This is a genomic window from Candidatus Endomicrobium procryptotermitis (assembly GCA_031279415.1).
Taxonomy (GTDB): domain Bacteria; phylum Elusimicrobiota; class Endomicrobiia; order Endomicrobiales; family Endomicrobiaceae; genus Endomicrobium_B; species Endomicrobium_B procryptotermitis.
This window is the reverse complement of the sequence record JAITIP010000040.1, coordinates 32,463-50,534: the sequence shown is the minus strand read 5'-3', so window position 1 is coordinate 50,534 and position 18,072 is coordinate 32,463. Positions and strand designations below refer to the sequence as shown.

Annotated in this window: 20 protein-coding genes; 15 read left to right on the top strand and 5 right to left on the bottom strand. The window is 36.6% G+C overall.

The window, feature by feature from the left end; genetic code table 11:
* Positions 1-8: 8 nt before the first annotated feature.
* On the top strand, positions 9-1,109 hold the full coding sequence (locus LBD46_08370) for an ethanolamine utilization protein EutH (GenBank protein ID MDR2427173.1): 1,101 nt from the start codon (positions 9-11) through the stop codon (positions 1,107-1,109).
* A gap of 213 nt (positions 1,110-1,322) precedes the next feature.
* On the opposite strand, the gene LBD46_08365 is transcribed toward LBD46_08370, so the two are convergent.
* From LBD46_08365 to LBD46_08345, 5 genes are all read right to left on the bottom strand, one after another.
* On the bottom strand, positions 1,323-2,981 hold the full coding sequence (locus tag LBD46_08365) for an AMP-binding protein (protein MDR2427172.1): 1,659 nt from the start codon (positions 2,979-2,981) through the stop codon (positions 1,323-1,325).
* Between the two features lie 16 nt (positions 2,982-2,997).
* Complete coding sequence (locus tag LBD46_08360) at positions 2,998-3,549, bottom strand: XRE family transcriptional regulator (GenBank protein MDR2427171.1); 552 nt, start codon at positions 3,547-3,549, stop codon at positions 2,998-3,000.
* Positions 3,550-3,916: 367 nt separating this feature from the next.
* A complete protein-coding gene (locus tag LBD46_08355; GenBank protein ID MDR2427170.1) occupies positions 3,917-4,846 on the bottom strand; it encodes a PD-(D/E)XK nuclease family protein in 930 nt (309 codons plus the stop codon).
* 48 nt (positions 4,847-4,894) lie between these two features.
* Positions 4,895-5,563: a TMEM165/GDT1 family protein gene (locus LBD46_08350; protein MDR2427169.1), complete on the bottom strand. Its 669-nt coding sequence runs from the start codon at positions 5,561-5,563 to the stop codon at positions 4,895-4,897.
* Entirely contained in the window at positions 5,564-5,995 is a 432-nt protein-coding gene (locus LBD46_08345; protein MDR2427168.1) for a hypothetical protein, read from the bottom strand.
* Between the two features lie 206 nt (positions 5,996-6,201).
* Between LBD46_08345 and pta the strand changes: the two genes are divergently transcribed.
* From pta to LBD46_08275, 14 genes are all read left to right on the top strand, one after another.
* Positions 6,202-7,206 carry a phosphate acetyltransferase gene (pta, locus tag LBD46_08340; protein MDR2427167.1) on the top strand — a complete coding sequence of 335 codons (1,005 nt, stop codon included), beginning with the start codon at positions 6,202-6,204 and terminating at the stop codon, positions 7,204-7,206.
* Position 7,207: 1 nt separating this feature from the next.
* A complete protein-coding gene (locus LBD46_08335) occupies positions 7,208-8,014 on the top strand; it encodes an amidohydrolase family protein (GenBank protein MDR2427166.1) in 807 nt (268 codons plus the stop codon).
* Between the two features lie 82 nt (positions 8,015-8,096).
* On the top strand, positions 8,097-9,161 hold the full coding sequence (gene thrC / locus LBD46_08330; GenBank protein ID MDR2427165.1) for a threonine synthase: 1,065 nt from the start codon (positions 8,097-8,099) through the stop codon (positions 9,159-9,161).
* A gap of 184 nt (positions 9,162-9,345) precedes the next feature.
* Positions 9,346-9,645 carry a DUF3467 domain-containing protein gene (locus LBD46_08325; GenBank protein ID MDR2427164.1) on the top strand — a complete coding sequence of 100 codons (300 nt, stop codon included), beginning with the start codon at positions 9,346-9,348 and terminating at the stop codon, positions 9,643-9,645.
* A complete protein-coding gene (locus tag LBD46_08320) occupies positions 9,642-10,979 on the top strand; it encodes a competence/damage-inducible protein A (GenBank protein ID MDR2427163.1) in 1,338 nt (445 codons plus the stop codon). Before LBD46_08325 ends, LBD46_08320 begins: the two co-directional genes overlap by 4 nt.
* Positions 10,976-11,503, top strand: coding sequence for an RNA 2',3'-cyclic phosphodiesterase (gene thpR / locus LBD46_08315; GenBank protein ID MDR2427162.1), 528 nt, complete (start codon positions 10,976-10,978; stop codon positions 11,501-11,503). Before LBD46_08320 ends, thpR begins: the two co-directional genes overlap by 4 nt.
* Before the next feature lie 4 nt (positions 11,504-11,507).
* Complete coding sequence (locus LBD46_08310; GenBank protein ID MDR2427161.1) at positions 11,508-13,226, top strand: 4Fe-4S binding protein; 1,719 nt, start codon at positions 11,508-11,510, stop codon at positions 13,224-13,226.
* Positions 13,216-14,349, top strand: coding sequence for a SpoIIE family protein phosphatase (locus tag LBD46_08305; GenBank protein MDR2427160.1), 1,134 nt, complete (start codon positions 13,216-13,218; stop codon positions 14,347-14,349). The genes LBD46_08310 and LBD46_08305 overlap by 11 nt, the downstream gene beginning before the upstream one ends.
* A gap of 22 nt (positions 14,350-14,371) precedes the next feature.
* Positions 14,372-15,193 carry a DUF481 domain-containing protein gene (locus LBD46_08300; GenBank protein MDR2427159.1) on the top strand — a complete coding sequence of 274 codons (822 nt, stop codon included), beginning with the start codon at positions 14,372-14,374 and terminating at the stop codon, positions 15,191-15,193.
* A 14-nt stretch (positions 15,194-15,207) separates the two neighbouring features.
* A complete protein-coding gene (locus LBD46_08295; GenBank protein MDR2427158.1) occupies positions 15,208-15,651 on the top strand; it encodes an NUDIX domain-containing protein in 444 nt (147 codons plus the stop codon).
* A gap of 20 nt (positions 15,652-15,671) precedes the next feature.
* Entirely contained in the window at positions 15,672-16,379 is a 708-nt protein-coding gene (locus LBD46_08290; GenBank protein MDR2427157.1) for a Bax inhibitor-1/YccA family protein, read from the top strand.
* Complete coding sequence (gene yihA / locus LBD46_08285) at positions 16,379-16,954, top strand: ribosome biogenesis GTP-binding protein YihA/YsxC (GenBank protein MDR2427156.1); 576 nt, start codon at positions 16,379-16,381, stop codon at positions 16,952-16,954. Before LBD46_08290 ends, yihA begins: the two co-directional genes overlap by 1 nt.
* Positions 16,955-16,977: 23 nt before the next feature.
* Positions 16,978-17,544, top strand: coding sequence for a hypothetical protein (locus LBD46_08280; protein MDR2427155.1), 567 nt, complete (start codon positions 16,978-16,980; stop codon positions 17,542-17,544).
* Positions 17,545-17,612: 68 nt separating this feature from the next.
* Positions 17,613-18,071, top strand: coding sequence for a hypothetical protein (locus LBD46_08275; GenBank protein MDR2427154.1), 459 nt, complete (start codon positions 17,613-17,615; stop codon positions 18,069-18,071).
* Position 18,072: the final 1 nt, after the last annotated feature.

Below are 18,072 nucleotides of genomic sequence, written 5' to 3'. Positions count from 1 at the left end.
GACAATAAATGAATATAAACGATATTATTCTCTATATCATGACGGCGTTTATGGCCGCTGCCGGTATAGATTACGCTTTCGGAAATAAAATCGGGCTCGGTATTAAATACAGGCAGGCTTTTTCCGCGATGGGCACGCTTGCAATGTATATGGCAGGCGCTTTATGCATTGCGCCTGCGCTCGGAAAAATATTATATCCGCTTATCAATCCGTTATATTTATTTTTTGGTTCAGACCCGTCCATGTTTGCAGGAACAGTTCTCGGCAGTGATACCGGAGCGTACACATTGGCCTTTTCCCTTACAAAAGATAATCAGGCGGCAAACTTTTCAGGGTTAATTCTCGGATCAATGCTAGGCATAACAATATCTTTTTTAATACCTTTTTTGTTAAGTTCCGCAGACAAAAACAGCAGACCGCTGGTCGCAAAAGGAATTTTAGCTGGAATAATCACTATCCCCTTCGGCTGTATAGCCGGCGGAACAGTTGCAGGGTTCGGTATTTTGTTTATGCTTAAAAATCTTGTGCCCGCCATGCTATTTTCTACAGCGGTCGCTGCAGGTTTAATTTTTGCGCAAAACGCAACAGTTAAAATATTCCTGTTTTTAGGCAAAATCGTCGGCGCTTTTCTAAGCCTATCTTTAGTTATAGCGGCAATAGAAGCAACTACGGGATTTGCACTTATTAAAGGAATGTATCCTATTAAAGATGCTTTTGCGGTGATAGGAGCAATAGTCATAATTCTTGCGGGAGCATTAAGTCTTGTCCACATACTGACTAAAATATTTGCTAAAACATTTGAGAAAGCGGGCAGCAAATTAAAGATAAACGATAAATCTGCCGCTGGTTTTTTTGCAGCTTTGGCAAACACTGTGGCAATGGCGGCTTTATTTAACGATATGGACGACAGAGGCAAAATTTTAAATTCGGCATTTGCAGTAAGTGCAGGCTTTGCTTTGGGAGACCATTTAGGTTTTACCGCAAGCGTCGATAAAGATATGATATTGGCCGTACTCTGCGGCAAACTCACTGGCGGTATAACGGCATTAATTCTAACCTGCATTATTTTTTCAAAAACGAAGGCGGAAGACGGAAAACCAAGAAGTTGAGCAAAGGCAACAGCTTTATGTCTAACATGGGAAAATTTGTCATTTTACCAAAATTCTCAAGCTTCCAATTCTGCGCATTAACAAGCAGAATTGATGACAGATGAGGTGCTGTAGTTACCCAGTTTCTCATATTATCAGCCTCTCAACTCCTGTCTTTATATTTCTGTCTTTTTTGCCATTGAAACTTTATAAGCTTTTAGTCTTCTGCCGTTCTTATTTGTTTTCATCATTTTCTCGGATTTCTACCCTTCTTATTTTTCCGCTTATGGTTTTCGGCAATTCTTTTACAAACTCTATAATTCTCGGGTATTTATAAGGAGCTGTTGTTTTTTTGACATGTTCTTGAAGTTCTATTATAAGTTCTTGACTCGGCTGATAGCCTTTTGCCAATATTACCGTAGCTTTAACTATGGCGCCTCTTTCTTCATCGGGCACTCCCGTAACGGCGCATTCCAGTACTGATGGATGTTCAATTAAAGCGCTTTCAACTTCGAAAGGTCCGATTCTATATCCGGAACTTTTTATAACGTCATCCGAACGGCCTACAAACCAAAGATAACCGTCTTCATCTTTGTAGGCAATGTCGCCTGTATCATAAATTCCATTGCTCCATACGTTTCTCGTCAGCATTTCATCATTATAATAACCGCAAAACAATCCTACGGGCTTTTCTTTATTAGTTCTTATTACTAGATGTCCCTCCTGTCCAGGTTCACAAATATTATTGTCGTCATCCACAATATCTACATCCCACCCTGCTACGGGCTTACCCATTGAACCCGGCTTTGGAGCCATCCATGGAAACGTAGCGGCAAATACGACAGTTTCCGTCTGTCCAAAACCTTCTTTTATCTCAAGTCCCGTCATTTTTTTAAATTGATAAAAAACTTCTGGATTCAAAGGTTCTCCAGCAGTTTCAGCATATTTCAATTTTGATAAATCATATTTTGAAATATCTTCTTTTATAATATGTCTGTAAACTGTTGGCGGAGCGCAAAAAGACGTAACTCTGTATTTTGCTATAACGCCAAGCAATTCTTTAACATGGAATCTCTCATAATCATAAGTAAACAGACAGGCTCCGCTTATCCACTGTCCGTAAATTTTTCCCCATGAAGCTTTTGCCCAGCCAGTATCCGCAACAGTTAAATGAATGCTGTCATTATCAAGATTCTGCCAAAATTTTGCTGTAAGTATGTGCCCGAGCGGGTACGAAAAATCATGATATACCATTTTCGGCATACCAGTAGTGCCTGAAGTAAAATATAAAAGTAAAATATCATTTTTATTTACGGCGTGTTCGACTTGAGGCCTGTCGAATATATCTGAAAACTTTTCAATTTCTACGCCATAGTCAAGCCAGCCGTCTGCATGACCATTTACTGCAGCTGTATATTCGAGTTCCTGAAGTTCGTTTTTGGCTTCGTTAACAACATCGATAATTCTTTTATCTGCAGTGGCAAAAATCATTTTTATATTTGCAGCTTTTACTCTGTATTTAACATCTTTTACAGTTAAAAGATGTGTCGCCGGTATGGCGATTGCTCCTATTTTATGCAGAGCGACAATGCAAAACCAATATTCATAGCGCCTTTTTAACATAAGCATTACCGCATCACCTTTTTTTATACCTAACGACTTAAAGAAATTTGCCGTTTGATTGCTTTTTCTTTTTATATCCGCAAACGTAAAAATTCTTTCATCGCCTTCTTCATTACACCAAACCATCGCTTTTTTATCAGGCTGAGAATTTGCAATCTCATCAACAATATCAAAGCCAAAATTAAAATCATCGGGAACGGTTATCCTGCAGTTTTTTATAAAATCTTCATAAGACTCATAATTCTGTTTTGTATATTTATCTACTAACATTATTTACCTCTTTTAATTAAAGCACTATTGCTAAAAATTTTACAGATTTATCTCCAACAGCGCACATTGTGTGATTGTATCCTGAATCAAAATAAACCGAATCGCCGGCCTCAAGGATATATTCTCTTGCTTCAAAAATAACTTTCAATCTGCCTTCAAGAATATAATTGAATTCCTGACCGGGATGTGAATAGGCATGTTTAGGCGGTTCTTTGCTTGGTTCAACGGTAACAAGGAAAACTTCTGCCTTTTTATGTATGAAATTAAATGCCAAATCCTGATATTTATACTCTTTTCTTCTTTCAATGCTCAAACCTTTGCCTTCTTTTACGACATTAATTCGTGAAAGTCTGGGCTCATTGCCGGTTAATATTGCCGTCATCTCAACTTTATACGTATTTGAAATTGCGGATAAAACACTAATAGGAATGTCGGCTTCGCCGTTCTCGTATTTAAGATAGGTTTCGGTATCAAGATTAAGGCTTTTTGCAAAATCGGAGGTCGATAAATCCGATATTTCCCTTATGGCCTTTATCCTGACTCCAATTTGTTTTAATGTATCTGACATACTCCCCCCAAAAAAGCAAATTTTATTGATTATACTAAAAAACTATATAAATTAAAATGAATTCTAAACAATAAAGTAAAAAAGAATTTTGCTGTCATTGTTTACTACAAAAATAACTAAACCCCCGAACGTTTTATAGTAATCATCAAGTATATTGGTTACAAGAGTTTTATGCATATCGGCATGATTTGACGTTTTCTTTTATGAAAAGTGTGTTGGAAATGGTCATGCTCATTCTGCCGGCTTTATTCCGTTTTGCGAAAACTATTTCGGGCACAGCCGAAACTGCTGTTTTTTTCTATATTGCCTCCGAAATAATTTTTAAAATATAAGAGAAAAAAGTTTATTTTCAGCTACTCTTAAGATTCTAGCGGCCTTTACAAATTTCCCTATAACTGCAATATTTGCAAAAGAAGGTTGACTCGGTTAAAGGAAATTCTTTTTTATCATTTGGTATGTTCTTTTCTATATTAGAGAGGAAAGCATACATTTCTTTGGTTTCAGACTCGACAAGATTGGCAAAAGATTTGATTTTTTCATCATCTATTTTAACACTTTTTTCGCTGTAGACGGGAGAGAGATACACGATTAACGGCTCAATATCGGATGCGGGCTTTGAGAAATGATAGCTTGCCCAAAGAGAATAGCCCGTAAGTTGTTTAGAATGCTTATTCTCATCGGGTTTGCCGGTTTTCCAGTCCATGATCCAAATTTTATCTCCGATGGGAAACAAAAAATCCACTTTACAAAAAGCCTTATAACCGTTTATACGGGTTTCACCAAAACCCGCAGGTTCAATAACCCAACTGGAACTTTCTGTAACGGCATATTTTTCAATCCACGCAAAACGACCGCTTTCAATAAAATTTTCAAGAATCAGTTTAACCTTATTGTAAATTTCCTGCACGGTAACTATTTCATTATTGTAATAACTTTCAAAAAAAGTCTTTGCATTGCAGTAACGTTCAGCAAGATTATAAGAATATTTAAAAAATTTATCTTTATTTATAGGTTTTGAACTTTTTTGAAACCTCTGGAGCGCATCTCTTATTATATCGTGAACTATATTTCCGGTTTCAAGCGCTTTTGACGTGAGAGATTTCAAAAATTGCAATTTTGCAAAAGGGATGTCTTTATCATATTTTGCGTAATAATCATAAAAATATTGCCTTTTACAGTTTGAAAACCTGTCAAAGCGTGAAACAGACCAGCCTAAAATATCAGTATAAGGAAATTTTTTTATTTCATTCATGATTTTTATAATAAGACATTTTCTGTATAAATTTCTTAAATTCATCTCTCACATACAGGGCAGATGGAACATGGAGACAAATCGCTGCCTGATTTAGAATTTATTCTTTTTTTTATTTATCTTTATTATCGTAAAAACGATTAGCGACACCGCAAAAACAAGTATTATTTCGTACATTAAAGCATTCAAAAAACCTGCAGTATTTAAAATGCTCCAAAAACCCGCTAGGCCAAAAAAAATAAAAAGTAAAGCGGAAACCCATCTCATCGTTTCTGCGGAAACTTTTTTACCTAAAAACACTCCTATCGCTATTGCTATAAGATTGGCACAAATCATACCGGCAGAAGCTCCGGCCAAAACATAGAAAGGAGCGAGGTAATTCATAGTAAGAGTCATGGCGGCTATCTGTGTTTTATCGCCAAACTCCGATATAAAAAAAAATGCTGCGACAGTAAAAAACGGATTTATGAAAATTTTTTTTCCTTTGCTTTCTTTTTCTTCGACATTTCCGTACAATGTCCAAAATCCGAAAAGAATAAAAAGCACATAAGCTATAATTTTTATTATTGACAAAGAAAAAACGCCGGACAATAAACTTCCAGCAGTTACCGCTATTAAATTGTTTAGAATTGTTGCTGCCGAAATTGCAAGAATTACCTGTAAAGCATTAAATCTCACAGTAAAGGCCAACGCCATAAGCTGCGTTTTGTCACCCATCTCGGCAATAAATATCAGAAAGAAAGAGATTAAGAGAGATTCCATTTATTTTTGAGATATTTCCTTTTGTGGAGTCTGATTGGCAGATTGTGACTCAAGGCGATTAATAAGCTTGTAATTTTGTTCGCGCAAAGCTTCCAGCTCTAACTCTTTTATGTTTAGCTTTTCTTTAAGTTTTTGCCTGGCTACAGAAATTTTCATAATCATTTTATTTTGAATTTTTTTTGAAGATTTTATGTATTTTTCAAGAGTTTTAATTCTCTCTTCATATCCTTCTATAACTGATTGAAGATATGCATTTCTGTATTCTAAATTTTTTACCTCAGCAGATAATTTATCATTTTCTTGCCTAAGCCTAGATTGAGATAAATTACCCTGTTCCAACTTAAAAACTATATCTTTATATTTTAATTTTGAAACGCAGCCACAAAAAATATAAAATCCAAAAAATGATAACAAAATGATTATCTTTTTCATAATTGAACTTTTATAAATTCTACATTAATGAGCTTGTTTAGTCAACAAAGACGATGAAGGGAGATATACAAGGTGCTTACAACAGTAAATAAAATTAAAGAAATAGAAACTAATAATAAAAATAGATTACGTCTTGTTCTTACAAAAGCTCAAAAATATGATAGAATTAAAACACCTTTTTAAAAATCAAAAAACGGGAGATTATTATGGACATAAGAAAACATATTCTGGATATGGCGTCAAAAGTAAAAGGAAAAGTAATTTTGCCTGAAAGTACAGATGCCAGAGTTTTGAAAGCTGCACAGATGTTGGTTAAAGATGCAATAGCTTCCGTCGTTTTGCCGATATCGGATTTAAAATCCGTTGAAGATGCTGCGGAGTCCGCAGGCGTAAATCTTTCCGGTATAGAACTCGTGCACATAGACAGTGCTTTAATCGATGAAAAAGTTATAGAGGATTTTGTCGTTGCGCGTGTAAAAAAAGGTATGAATCAACAAGAAGCGCTGAATCTTTTAAAAACTCCTCTTTATTTCTCAATGATGTATCTTAAAAGCAAAAAATGCGATGCATGCGTCTGCGGAGCCGTTTACGATACCGCTGATGTTTTAAGAGCCTCTCTTCACACTATAGGAACAATGGAAGGAATAAGGCTTATATCTTCTTTCTTTCTTATGATACCTCCAGAAAATCATAAAATCGTAAAAGAACCAGTACTATTTGCTGACTGCGGCGTAAATCCTGACCCTTCTTCTTTAGGACTTAAAGATATAGCCAATGCCACAATATACAACTATAAAAAGCTTTTTCCAGAAAAAACGATTAATACAGCTTTTCTTTCCTTTTCCACAAAAGGCAGCGCAAAACATAAAATTTTAGATAAAATAATGGAAGCCGTAGAACTGACAAAAGAACTTTTTGAAAACGATAAAAGCGTAAATATTGACGGCGAATTGCAGTTTGACACAGCGGTTATAGAAGACGTGGCAAAAAGAAAAGCGCCAGATTCTAAAGTCGCGGGCAAAACGAATATATTTATATTTCCTGATTTAAATGCAGGAAACATAGGTTACAAAATGGCTGAAAGGCTCGGCGGATTTCAGGCTCTAGGCCCGATAATTCAGGGACTTGCTTTGCCTGTGAGCGATTTAAGCAGGGGCTGTAATGCCGATGATATATATATGGTAAGCGCAATAATGCTTCTTCAGAAATAAAATGGAAATAATAGATTCGCATTGTCATATCTGGCCTGAAAAAGTGGCTCAAAAAGCGAAAGAGTATCTTGAACGCGCTTTTAATCATAAGATGATTGATTTGCCGATAGCCGATAATCTCTTGAAATATATGGACGCGGCTACAATAAGCAAAAGCGTTATTTCTTCTGTAGCATCTCGTCCAGATCAAGTAATCTCAATAAATAACTGGCTTTTTTCGATAAAGAATGAAAGGTTTATTCCTTTTGCTTCAATGCACCCCTTTTTTCATGAGTTTGCAGGAACGCATGCTCTTAACGAAGAAATAAAAAGAATAAAAGACAATGCTTTCGGAATTAAGCTGCAGCCGGAATTTCAGAATTTTTATGTCGATGATAAAAAAGCCTTTGTTCTTTATGAAAAACTTCAGAAATTTAATCTTCCTGTAATATTTCACTGCGGAATTGAACTCAGTTCTCCTGGCGAAATTAAATCTTCTCCTAACAGAATAATAAAACTGCTCGGCAAATTTCCAGAAATGAAAATAATCGGAGCACATATGGGCGGATTTATGATATGGGAAGAAGTTTTGGATAAACTTGCCGGCAGAAATATCTATTTTGACACTTCAGACAGCATAAGAGCGATGAAAAGAGAGCTTTTGGACAAATTTTTTGAAAAACACGGTTTTGACAGAATTATCTATGGTTCTGATTTTCCTATGCAGATGCCAAAAGATGAAGTAGAGTTTATCTATAATTTAAACATACCACAGGAAAGCAAACGAAAAATCCTTTCAGTTAATATTTCCAAAATCATAGAGAGATAACATTTTTACAACTGTTTGATTTTAACGGTTTAAAATAATACAATTTGAACATCAATAAAAATTTACATAAAGGACTGCGAAAATGCACTACAAAGGTTTGATAGAAAAGTATAGAAAATTTTTGCCGGTTAACGAAAAAACTCCAGTAATTTCACTTCAAGAAGGAAGCACTCCGCTTATTCCCGCAAAAAATCTGTCGAAAAAACTTGGATTTAACGGCGAAATATATTTTAAATTTGAAGGCATGAACCCTACAGGTTCCTTCAAAGACAGGGGAATGACGATGGCTGTTTCCAAAGCAGTTGAAGAAGGAAGCAAAGCCGTTATATGTGCTTCAACAGGAAATACTTCTGCATCAGCTGCGGCATATGCTGCAAGAGCGGCGATAAAATGCATAGTTTTAATTCCCGAAGGGAAAATAGCTTTGGGAAAACTTTCTCAGGCTGTTATGCATGGCGCTGAAGTTTTGGAAGTTGACGGAAATTTTGACGAAGCGTTAAATCTCGTAAAAGAGCTTAGCGAAAAATATCCACTTACGCTTGTAAATTCGATAAATCCTTTTAGAATAGAAGGACAGAAGACGGCTGCTTTCGAGATATGCGAAACGCTCGGGCAATCGCCCGATTATCAGTTTATGCCAGTTGGAAACGCTGGAAATATTACAGCTTACTGGAAAGGATACAAAGAATATAATGGACTTTTTCCAAAACAATATGCACTTCCGAAAATGATGGGTTTTCAAGCTGCGGGAGCAGCACCGATAGTCAAAGGCAGTCCCGTTGAAAAACCTGAAACAATAGCTACTGCTATAAGAATAGGAAATCCTGCTTCTTGGAAAACTGCCGAAGAAGCAAGAGATGAATCTAAAGGTATTATAGATTCCGTTACCGATGAAGAAATACTCGAAGCTTATTCGATGATTGCTATAAATGAAGGCGTTTTTTGCGAGCCCGCTTCGGCTTCGTCGCTTGCGGGACTTATTAAATACATAAGACGGGGATATTTTAAAACCACTCTTCCAGTAAAAACGGTGTGTATTCTTACGGGGCATGGTCTCAAAGATCCGGACACTGCCGTATCAAATGCCGTTAAGCCTAAAAAAGTAAAAGCCAATATTTCGCAGATAATAAAAATGATAAACTTGTAAAAAACAATAAAGGTTTTAACTTGACCGTAAAGCACAAATTCATGTATTTATGATTCCTTTTATAATACAAGTCCGGTTTGTGCCTTTATTATTTAGGGGATAGGCTGGAGAGTTAGAAGTTTATATTTGGCATATATAAAAATTTTTTGTTAATCACAAAATTAAAAATATGGAGGAAAAAATTATGGAAAAGAAAAAAGACGGGGAAATAGAAATAGAAATAGACGAGCAGACTTCAAACGGGATTTATTCGAATCTGGCTTTGATAACGCATTCCGAAAGTGAGTTTGTTATTGATTTTATTTTCTTTCAGCCGCAAAACCGCAAAGCGAAAGTCAGAAGCAGGATTATTACTTCTCCTGGACATGTAAAAAAGATGATAGCGGCTTTGCAGGACAATATTACAAAATATGAAGCTAAGTTTGGAGAGGTCAAAACAACCGTCAGAGATGTCAGCGGCTCTAAGTCCGAATATTATAATTGAGTGTCAAAATCATGAAAATCGAACTCATCTGTACTGGAAACGAATTATTGACCGGTAAAATAAATACCACTGCCGCATATATAGGTTCAAAGCTTTTGTTTTTGGGGCTTCATTTGTCGTTTATAACAACCGTCGGAGACAGAAAAGCCGAACTTTGTAAGGAACTTAAAATAGCCTGTGAAAGAAGCAGCATAATTATCGTCACTGGTGGGTTGGGACCTACTTTTGACGATATAACTGTAGAAAGTGTTGCGCAGACACTTGGCATGGAAACATATATCGATGAAAACGTTTTAAATTCTATAAAAGAGTTTTTTGTAAAACATTCGATTTTTGAAATTCCTAAAATCAATGAGAGGCAGGCAAATATTATCAGGGGAGCCAAAGTTTTGGAGAACCGTTTTGGCACGGCTCCCGGACAACTGCTTCATTTTGAATATAAAGAAGGTGAAAAGAAAATAAGAAAGACGATATTTTTGCTTCCTGGCCCGCCTAGAGAAATGCGGCCTATGTTTGACGAAAACGCGGAACCTTTTTTCAAAAGCTATCATTCAGGAATAAGAAAAAACGAGTCTTTACACATTTTCGGGCTTGCTGAATCTCTTGTCGAAGAACTGATAAAGCCCGTTATGGAAGCGGTGGGGTTCGGTGAAAACGGAGCCATAGAGTTTGGAATTCTGGCAAGTGGAAGCATTATAACTGTAAAATATGCGGTTTCTGGAACCGATGAAATGCTTGTTGATGATATTTCAGGTAATCTGAAATTTGAGCTTGAAAAAGTACTCGGAGACAATATTTTCGGCTCCGGAAACGACGAGCTTGCCGATTCGGTAGGCAGACTTTTGATAGAAAACAAAAAAACAGTTTCTTTTGCTGAATCCTGTACGGGTGGGCTTGTTTCAAAAAAGATTACCGACACGTCTGGCAGTTCGGCATATTTCAAAAGTTCAGCGGTAACTTATTCAAATGAATCAAAGATGAAACTGCTCGGAATTAAAGAAGAAACGCTTAGAGATTTTGGTGCAGTAAGTGAAGAAACGGCTAAAGAAATGGCGGAAGGGACGCTGCGTGTTTCGGATTGCGATTATGCCGTTTCGGTTACCGGTATAGCAGGACCCGGCGGAGCGACAAAAGAAAAGCCCATCGGGCTTGTTTTTATTGCAATCGCTTCAAAAAAAGGGACACAGATTTTTAAATATAACTTTTCAGGGAACAGAAAAGACATCAGAGAACGTGCGGCAAATACTGCTCTTGATGTACTGCGCCGCAAAATTTTAAATGATAAAGATGCAAAAAAGACGTCTGCACGTATCTCAAAAGGCAAAAAGAGATGAGATTGTTTGCCGCAGTATTTATTTCCTCAGATATTGCGGAGAAAATATATGCGTTTTCAAAAACTGCGGCAGAATATTTTAAAGTTAAAGCTGTTATGTGCGCAAAAATGCATATTACAGTCAAATATTTTGGCAAAAAAGATTGCGAAGAATGTCTGAAAATTGTTGAGAATGCAATTGAAGGTATAAGAAAATTTGAAGCTGTAGTTAAAGGCGTCAATTTTTTTTCGCGCAGTAAATATGCAGATGTTTTATGGGCGGGTGTCAAAGACAAAACGTTTTCTTTAAAAAAAATGGCTTTGAGCATGGACAATTCGCAGAATGAGTACATCGCACATATAACTTTGGTGCGGTTTAGAAATAACTGTGTTAGGGAAAGCCTGCTGGATAAATATTTGTCGGAAAGTTTTATCAAAGAAAAAGAATTCGGAAGATTTACGGTGAAAAAAGTCGTTCTGGTCAACAGCGTTCTGCGGCCAGGCATAAACCGTTACGAAATCTTAAAAGAATTCGATTTAAGGTGATAAAATGGCTGAAAAAATTGTATATACTTTGTCGGCGAAATGTAAAGACTGTTACAGGTGCATAAGGGTATGTCCCGTAAAAGCGATAAGTTTTTCCGGTTCACAGGCAAATGTAAACAATGAAAGATGCATAGTCTGCGGAACGTGTATAAGAGAGTGTCCGCAGGGTGCGAAAACTTTTAGAAACGACGTTTCAAATGTTGAAATGCTGCTTGAAGAAAGCAGGAAAAATAAATTGAAAATTGCCATAACACTGGCACCGTCGTTTGTCTGCGCTTTTGACGGTACTGAAATAAGAAAGATTCCTACGGCATTAAAAAAACTTGGCTTTTGTCACGTTGCAGAAACTGCGATAGGCGCTTACGATACGGCGATAGCCACGGCAAAACGCGCCGCTAAAGATAATAAAACAAAAATATGCACAGCATGTCCGGCCGCTGTAAATTATGTGACAATGTACAGGCAAGACAATACCGCAAATCTTATAAATGTCGTTTCTCCGATGATAGCGCATGCGAAAAAGATAAAGAAAAAATTCGGAGAAGAGGTAAAAATAATTTTTGCTGGTCCATGCGTTGCAAAAAAAAGTGAAATTCTTTGGGAAAACGCCAAAGGTTCTGTCGAATACGCTTTAACTTTTGCCGAGCTTAAAGAGCTTTTTGCAGACAATGGCATAAATCTTTTGTCTCTTGAGGACGGCTGCTTTGATGAAGAGGTTCCCGGAAAATCGAGATTTTTTCCGCTTCCTGGCGGGCTTTTGAAAACCGCTTCGATTGAAAACGACGGTTTGGACAAACAAATTTTTCATGTCAGTGGCTTTGAAGATTTAAAAAACGCCGTTGATGATATAGATTGTTCTGATGGTGTTTTAATTGAGCCTCTATTTTGTGATAATGGATGCATAAACGGGCCGGGGATTGGAAACGATAAAAATATATTCGAAAAAAGAAAAGACATAATAAATTACGCTTCAATGGCAAAAGTATCTGGGAAAACGCCGGAAGTTGATGTTAAATCGCTGAAAATTAATTTTTTACCGAACTATAACGTAAAACACATAAGATATTCCGAAGAAGAAATAAGGAAAGTTTTGGAAAAGACAGGTAAATTTACAAGAGAAGACGAACTTAACTGCGGTGCCTGCGGATATGACAGCTGCCGCGACAAAGCTGTCGCTGTACTTGATAAAACGGCCGAACCCGAAATGTGCATTCCTTTTATGAGAAAAGCGGCGGAAGTAAAAGCCGACAAAATATTTGAAACAAGCCCGAATGGCATAATAATTACCGATAATAATTTTAATATTTTGTCTATGAATGACGCTTTTAAAAGAATGTTTCTAACTTCAGAAGCTCTTATAGGAAAACATATTTCTGCGCTTTTTGACCCTTCGGAATTTTACATGTTGGCAAGCTCTAAAGAGCCAAGCAGAATCAGTGTCGTTTCTTATGATGCTTACGGCATTAAATGCAGGCAGATAGTATATTTTGTGAAAGATGATAAGCAATATATAGGAATTTTTATAAACATAACGAAAACTTCCCGCGATAAAGAAAGGCTCAACGAAATAAAAAAACAAACTCTTCTTAAAGCTAAAGAACTTCTTGAACATCAGATTGATAGCGCAAAAAAAATGGCGCTTTTTCTGGGAGAAAGCACGGCTAAAAGCGAAGAACTTTTAAACCAGCTTCTTAAAATTTTGGAAAATGATGATGAACAATAAACGACTTTATTTTGACGATTATGTTTTTGCAATATCAAAAAACAATCAAAGCGTCTGCGGAGACATTTTCGGAATTTTAAGAAAATCCACTTATACCCTTGCGATTTTATGCGACGGTATAGGTTCGGGAATTAAAGCAAATATTGCTGCTGGTATGTGCTGCGAAAGGGTAAAAAATTTGTCTTTAAGTGGCCTGTCGCTGAGAAAAATATTCGAACGCATATCTTCCGAAATGGAAAAGTCAAAGACATCGGACAGTTTTTATTGTGCGCTGTCTGCAGCGGTTCTGTTTCCCGATGGAAAAGTTATTGCGGCCGCTTATGAAATGCCTATGCCGTTTATGCTTGAAGATGGAGGAAAATGGTCTTCGGTAAAATATGACCGCGTTGGAAGTTTTCATGAAGCAAACTTCAGTTTAAAAGAAAATGACGCTCTATGTTTTGTTTCTGACGGCATAACGCAGGCCGGAATGGGATCGTCCGGAGTCTTAGGTGCGAAAGGAGCTTTAGACATTCTAAATTTTAACCTTCATAAAGTTATGCTTGCGGATATGCCAAAAATGCTTACGTTAAAAGCGCGTGAAATTTCAGGATCCTTTGATGATGACATGACCACAGTAATTCTTTCGGCTAGACAGTCGAACGCATTTTGCGTTTTTTCTGGACCGCCGCTGTTAAAAACAGATGATGAAAAAGCCGTTGAAAAGCTTCTTTCTTTTGAAGGGAAAAAAGCCGTGTGTGGCTCAACAACAATGGACATTTTTTGCAGAGTGAGCGGCAAGAAGGCTAAAATTGACGCGTCTTTTTTTATGGATTTCATTCCTCCAGAATATGAAATAGAAGGTCTAGACTTTGCTTCCGAAGGCGCGATAACTTTAAATCAGTGTTTTAATATTATAAATGACAAAGAAATTCTTCAAAAAGCACAGACACCGCCTGCAAAGCTTGCAAATCTTTTAAACGAATCGGATATAATACATTTTATTGAAGGAATGTCGGTAAACAAAGGTCACGGGGATGTAATGTTTAAACAGATGGGGATATTGCCTAGAGAAAAAATAATATATAAAATAAGTAACGAGCTTATAAAAGCGGATAAAATAGTGTCAAAAGAAGAAATATAAAAAGGGCAAAAGTTTAAGTTAAGTGAAAAGATTATTATTTGCAGTAGTGTTTTGCATTTCAGTGTCTGCGGCTTTGTATTCACAGGATGAGAGCAATGCAAATGACGAACAAAAACCTGTGACGGCGCAAGTAAATTGGAAAACTTCTGGAATTTTAATTTGGGCATATAATCAAACGGCGGTAAGCAAAAATTGGACGGGGAAAGAAAGCTTTTCAAGAATGTGGCAGGCTAAATTGTTTTTAAGCGCTGAACGCGATTCTTATAAATCAAACTGGCTTATTACTTTTAAAGAAGAATATGGTGAAAGCGAGACGAAAAAGAACTCTGAGATAAGCATTGATCATTTTGAATTTAACGCTGTTTATACCTATAAAATTTATAAATTGCTGCAGCCGTATGTTTCATTTTACGTGCAGTCGCAAAATAATAAGTTTATGGATCCCGTAAGCTATATAGAGTCTGCCGGCTTTAACTTTACAGTTTTTTCGAACAATATCAATGCTCTTAAGTTGAGAGCAGGTGTAGCGCTCAAACAGATTGATGACTCTATAAACGGCAATAAAAGAAATTCTGGAGCGGAAGTTGTTGCCAATTATGATTTACTTTTTCATAAAGATGCAAAATTTGTTTCTGAAGCCAGAATATATGAAACTTTTAAAGATGGAGAAGATTTTAGATGGGAAAACAAGCTGTTTTTGAAAACTGGTCCGTGGTTTACTACAGAATTCGGCTATAAAGTTTATTTTGAAAATGCTAGAATCACGGCTCATAGCTGGACTGAAGACATCGAGACTCTTATTTATGTCGCTTTGGGTTTTTCTTTCAATATATTTAGAAATTAAAATTAGAGGATACAATGCTGAAAGAATACTCTTATGGTGCAGTAATATATAAGATAGAAAATGAAGAACCTCTTTTTCTGCTTGTTAAATCAAAAAGAAGCGATAAATGGGGATTCCCGAAAGGGCATATTGAAGAAAGCGATACAACAGGATTACATGCAGCGAAAAGAGAAATTTTTGAAGAAACCGGAATTAAAGATATGAATTTTGTAGAAGGATTTAAAGAAGAAGACATTTATATAATTGAAGGCACTCGTCCCGAGACAAAAGGCATGACGACAGAAAAACATTCAATTTATTTTCTTGCACAAACTTTTTCGCAGCCTTTAAATTACGATAGGAAAGAAATAGCGCAATTAGAATGGGCGTCTATAGAACGGGCAGTGGAACTTCTTTACTTTGTAAATCAGAAAAATATCATAACAAAGTCGTATAGAAAAATAAAAGGGCATATTTAAAAACAGCCCGGGAGGCAAAAATGGCAAATCCGCTTTTAAAGGAAGAAGTATTTAGAAATCAGGGAATCTCGGAAGGGATGACCGTTTCAGGAACGATTAACAAAAGTATAATTTTGTGGTTGCTGTTAGGAGTGAGCGCAGTTTTTTCATGGACGCATCCGCATATTACTGTGCCTTTAATATTTCCGCTTATCATAACAGGGGTAATTTTGGTTCTTATAATGGCATTTAAGAAAGTAGCATCTCCGTTTCTTTCGCCGTTTTATGCGATTTCCGAAGGTTTGATTTTGGGAGCTCTTTCATTGTATTTTGAAAGAATGTATCCCGGCATTGTAATCAATGCCATACTTTTGACAATCGCCGTTTTGTTCTGTATGCTTGCGGCATACAAAAGCGGCGTGTTAAGAGCTACGCCAAGATTTAAAAAAGGCGTAATTATGGCTACTTTGGCGATATTTTTCGTATATATAATAGATTTGCTTATGAATACGTTTGCGGGAACGAATTTTCCTTATATACATGACTCTTCTCTGTTGGGAATATGTATAAGCGTGTTTGTAGTTTCAATTGCGGCTTTTAATCTTATTATCGATTTTGATTTGATTGAAAACGGAGCCAGAGTCGGAGCGCCAAAATATATGGAATGGTATGGAGCGTTTGCGCTTATGGTGACGCTGATATGGCTTTATCTTGAATTGCTGAGGCTGCTGGCGAAAATGAGAAATTAATGCTTGAAAAAATGGCTTTTTTCATGGCAGTGACAGAAGCCGAAACTCTTCCTAAAAATATTGCAGAAGTTATTTTTTGTGGTCGTTCAAATGTGGGAAAAAGCAGCACTATAAACGCTTTATGTTCGCAGAAAAAACTTGCGTATACGTCAAAAACTCCAGGAAGAACAAGAACGATTAACGTATATGACGTTTCAACGGGAAAATGGATAATAGATCTTCCCGGATACGGTTTTGCCAGAGTCAGCCCTAAAGAAAAAAGACACTGGCAGAAAATGATAGAAGACTGTATAGTTGAAAGAAAAACAAAAAAAGCTGTTTACATAATAGTTGATGCTTTTGTCGGACCGACCGAACTGGATTATGACATGGCTTATTGGCTTAAAGATAATGGAATCGATTTTAAAATCGTAGCAAACAAATGCGACAAAATTCCGCAAGTCAATATGCCTGAGGTTGAAAATAAAATATCCGAATATTTTGAAATAGATAAAAAAGATGTATTTGCCGTAAGTGCGAAAAAGAGAAATGGAATAGATAAATTAAGAAATGACATAAAGTTGTTTTTGAAGTAAAGTAAAAAGGAGGACGTTTTACAATGAAAAGATGTTTATTAGCAGTGACAGTTATTGCGATGTTTTCCGTCAGCGCTTTTGCAGCATTTACACCATTAAAACTTTCTGTGTGGGGAAAAAAGATAGCTCTGCCTCCGGTAGGAGATGTTTATGGAGTTGAATTGGGGCTTGCGTCATATTCTCCTGTACTAAAAGGCATTCAGTACAATATTTTATTTTCAAAATCAGACAATATGATAGGTTTGCAGACTGCATTTGTTACAAGGTCTCGTAAATTTATCGGACTTCAGATGGGGATTTCGAATCTTACTAATCACGATGGAGATTTTAGCGGTATGCAGATTGGTGCAGTTAACAGGGCAAAATTTTTTCGCGGATTGCAGATTGGCGTTATTTTTAACAAAGTTGCCGAAGAGATGAACGGAGTGCAGATTGGTCTTATAAACTCTGCAACCGTTTTCAGAGGCTTGCAGATTGGGTTGATTAACACGGCAAGAGACGCAAAAGGCGTACAGCTCGGACTTATTAATATTATGAGAAATTCCTATGTGCCCGTAATGGTCATCCTTAATGTTAAATTTGAAATATAGAAACTTAAAAAGCCAATAAATAAAAACAGATGTAAATATCTGAAAACAAAAGATAGAGGAGGTTTGCTATGAGAAAAATATTGCTGTCGGTATGTGTGGTTGTAATGTTTTCATGCATTTCTATGGCCGAAGCTCCTTTTAAATTGTCTCTTTGGGAGAAAACTGCATTACCTTCTGACGATTCAGTCAGCGTCTTGGAGTTTGGTCTAGGGTCTGACACGCCTAAAGTAATAGGGCTGGCATGGAATTTTATCTATGGAAGAACAGAAAACATAATAGGTGCTCAAGTAGCAATTGTAAATTGGTCAAAAGCTTTGCGCGGGTTCGAATGTGGCTTCGTAAATTTTAACGAAGGGCATATTGCTGGAGTGCAGATTGGTATTTTTAATAAATCAAAATCCGTTAAAGGTCTTCAGCTCGGAATCGTAAATAAGACTGATGACATTTACGGAGTTCAATTAGGCATCGCAAATTTCATTAAAAATTCGTCCATTCCTTTTATGGTTATCCTAAACGCGAAATTTTAAA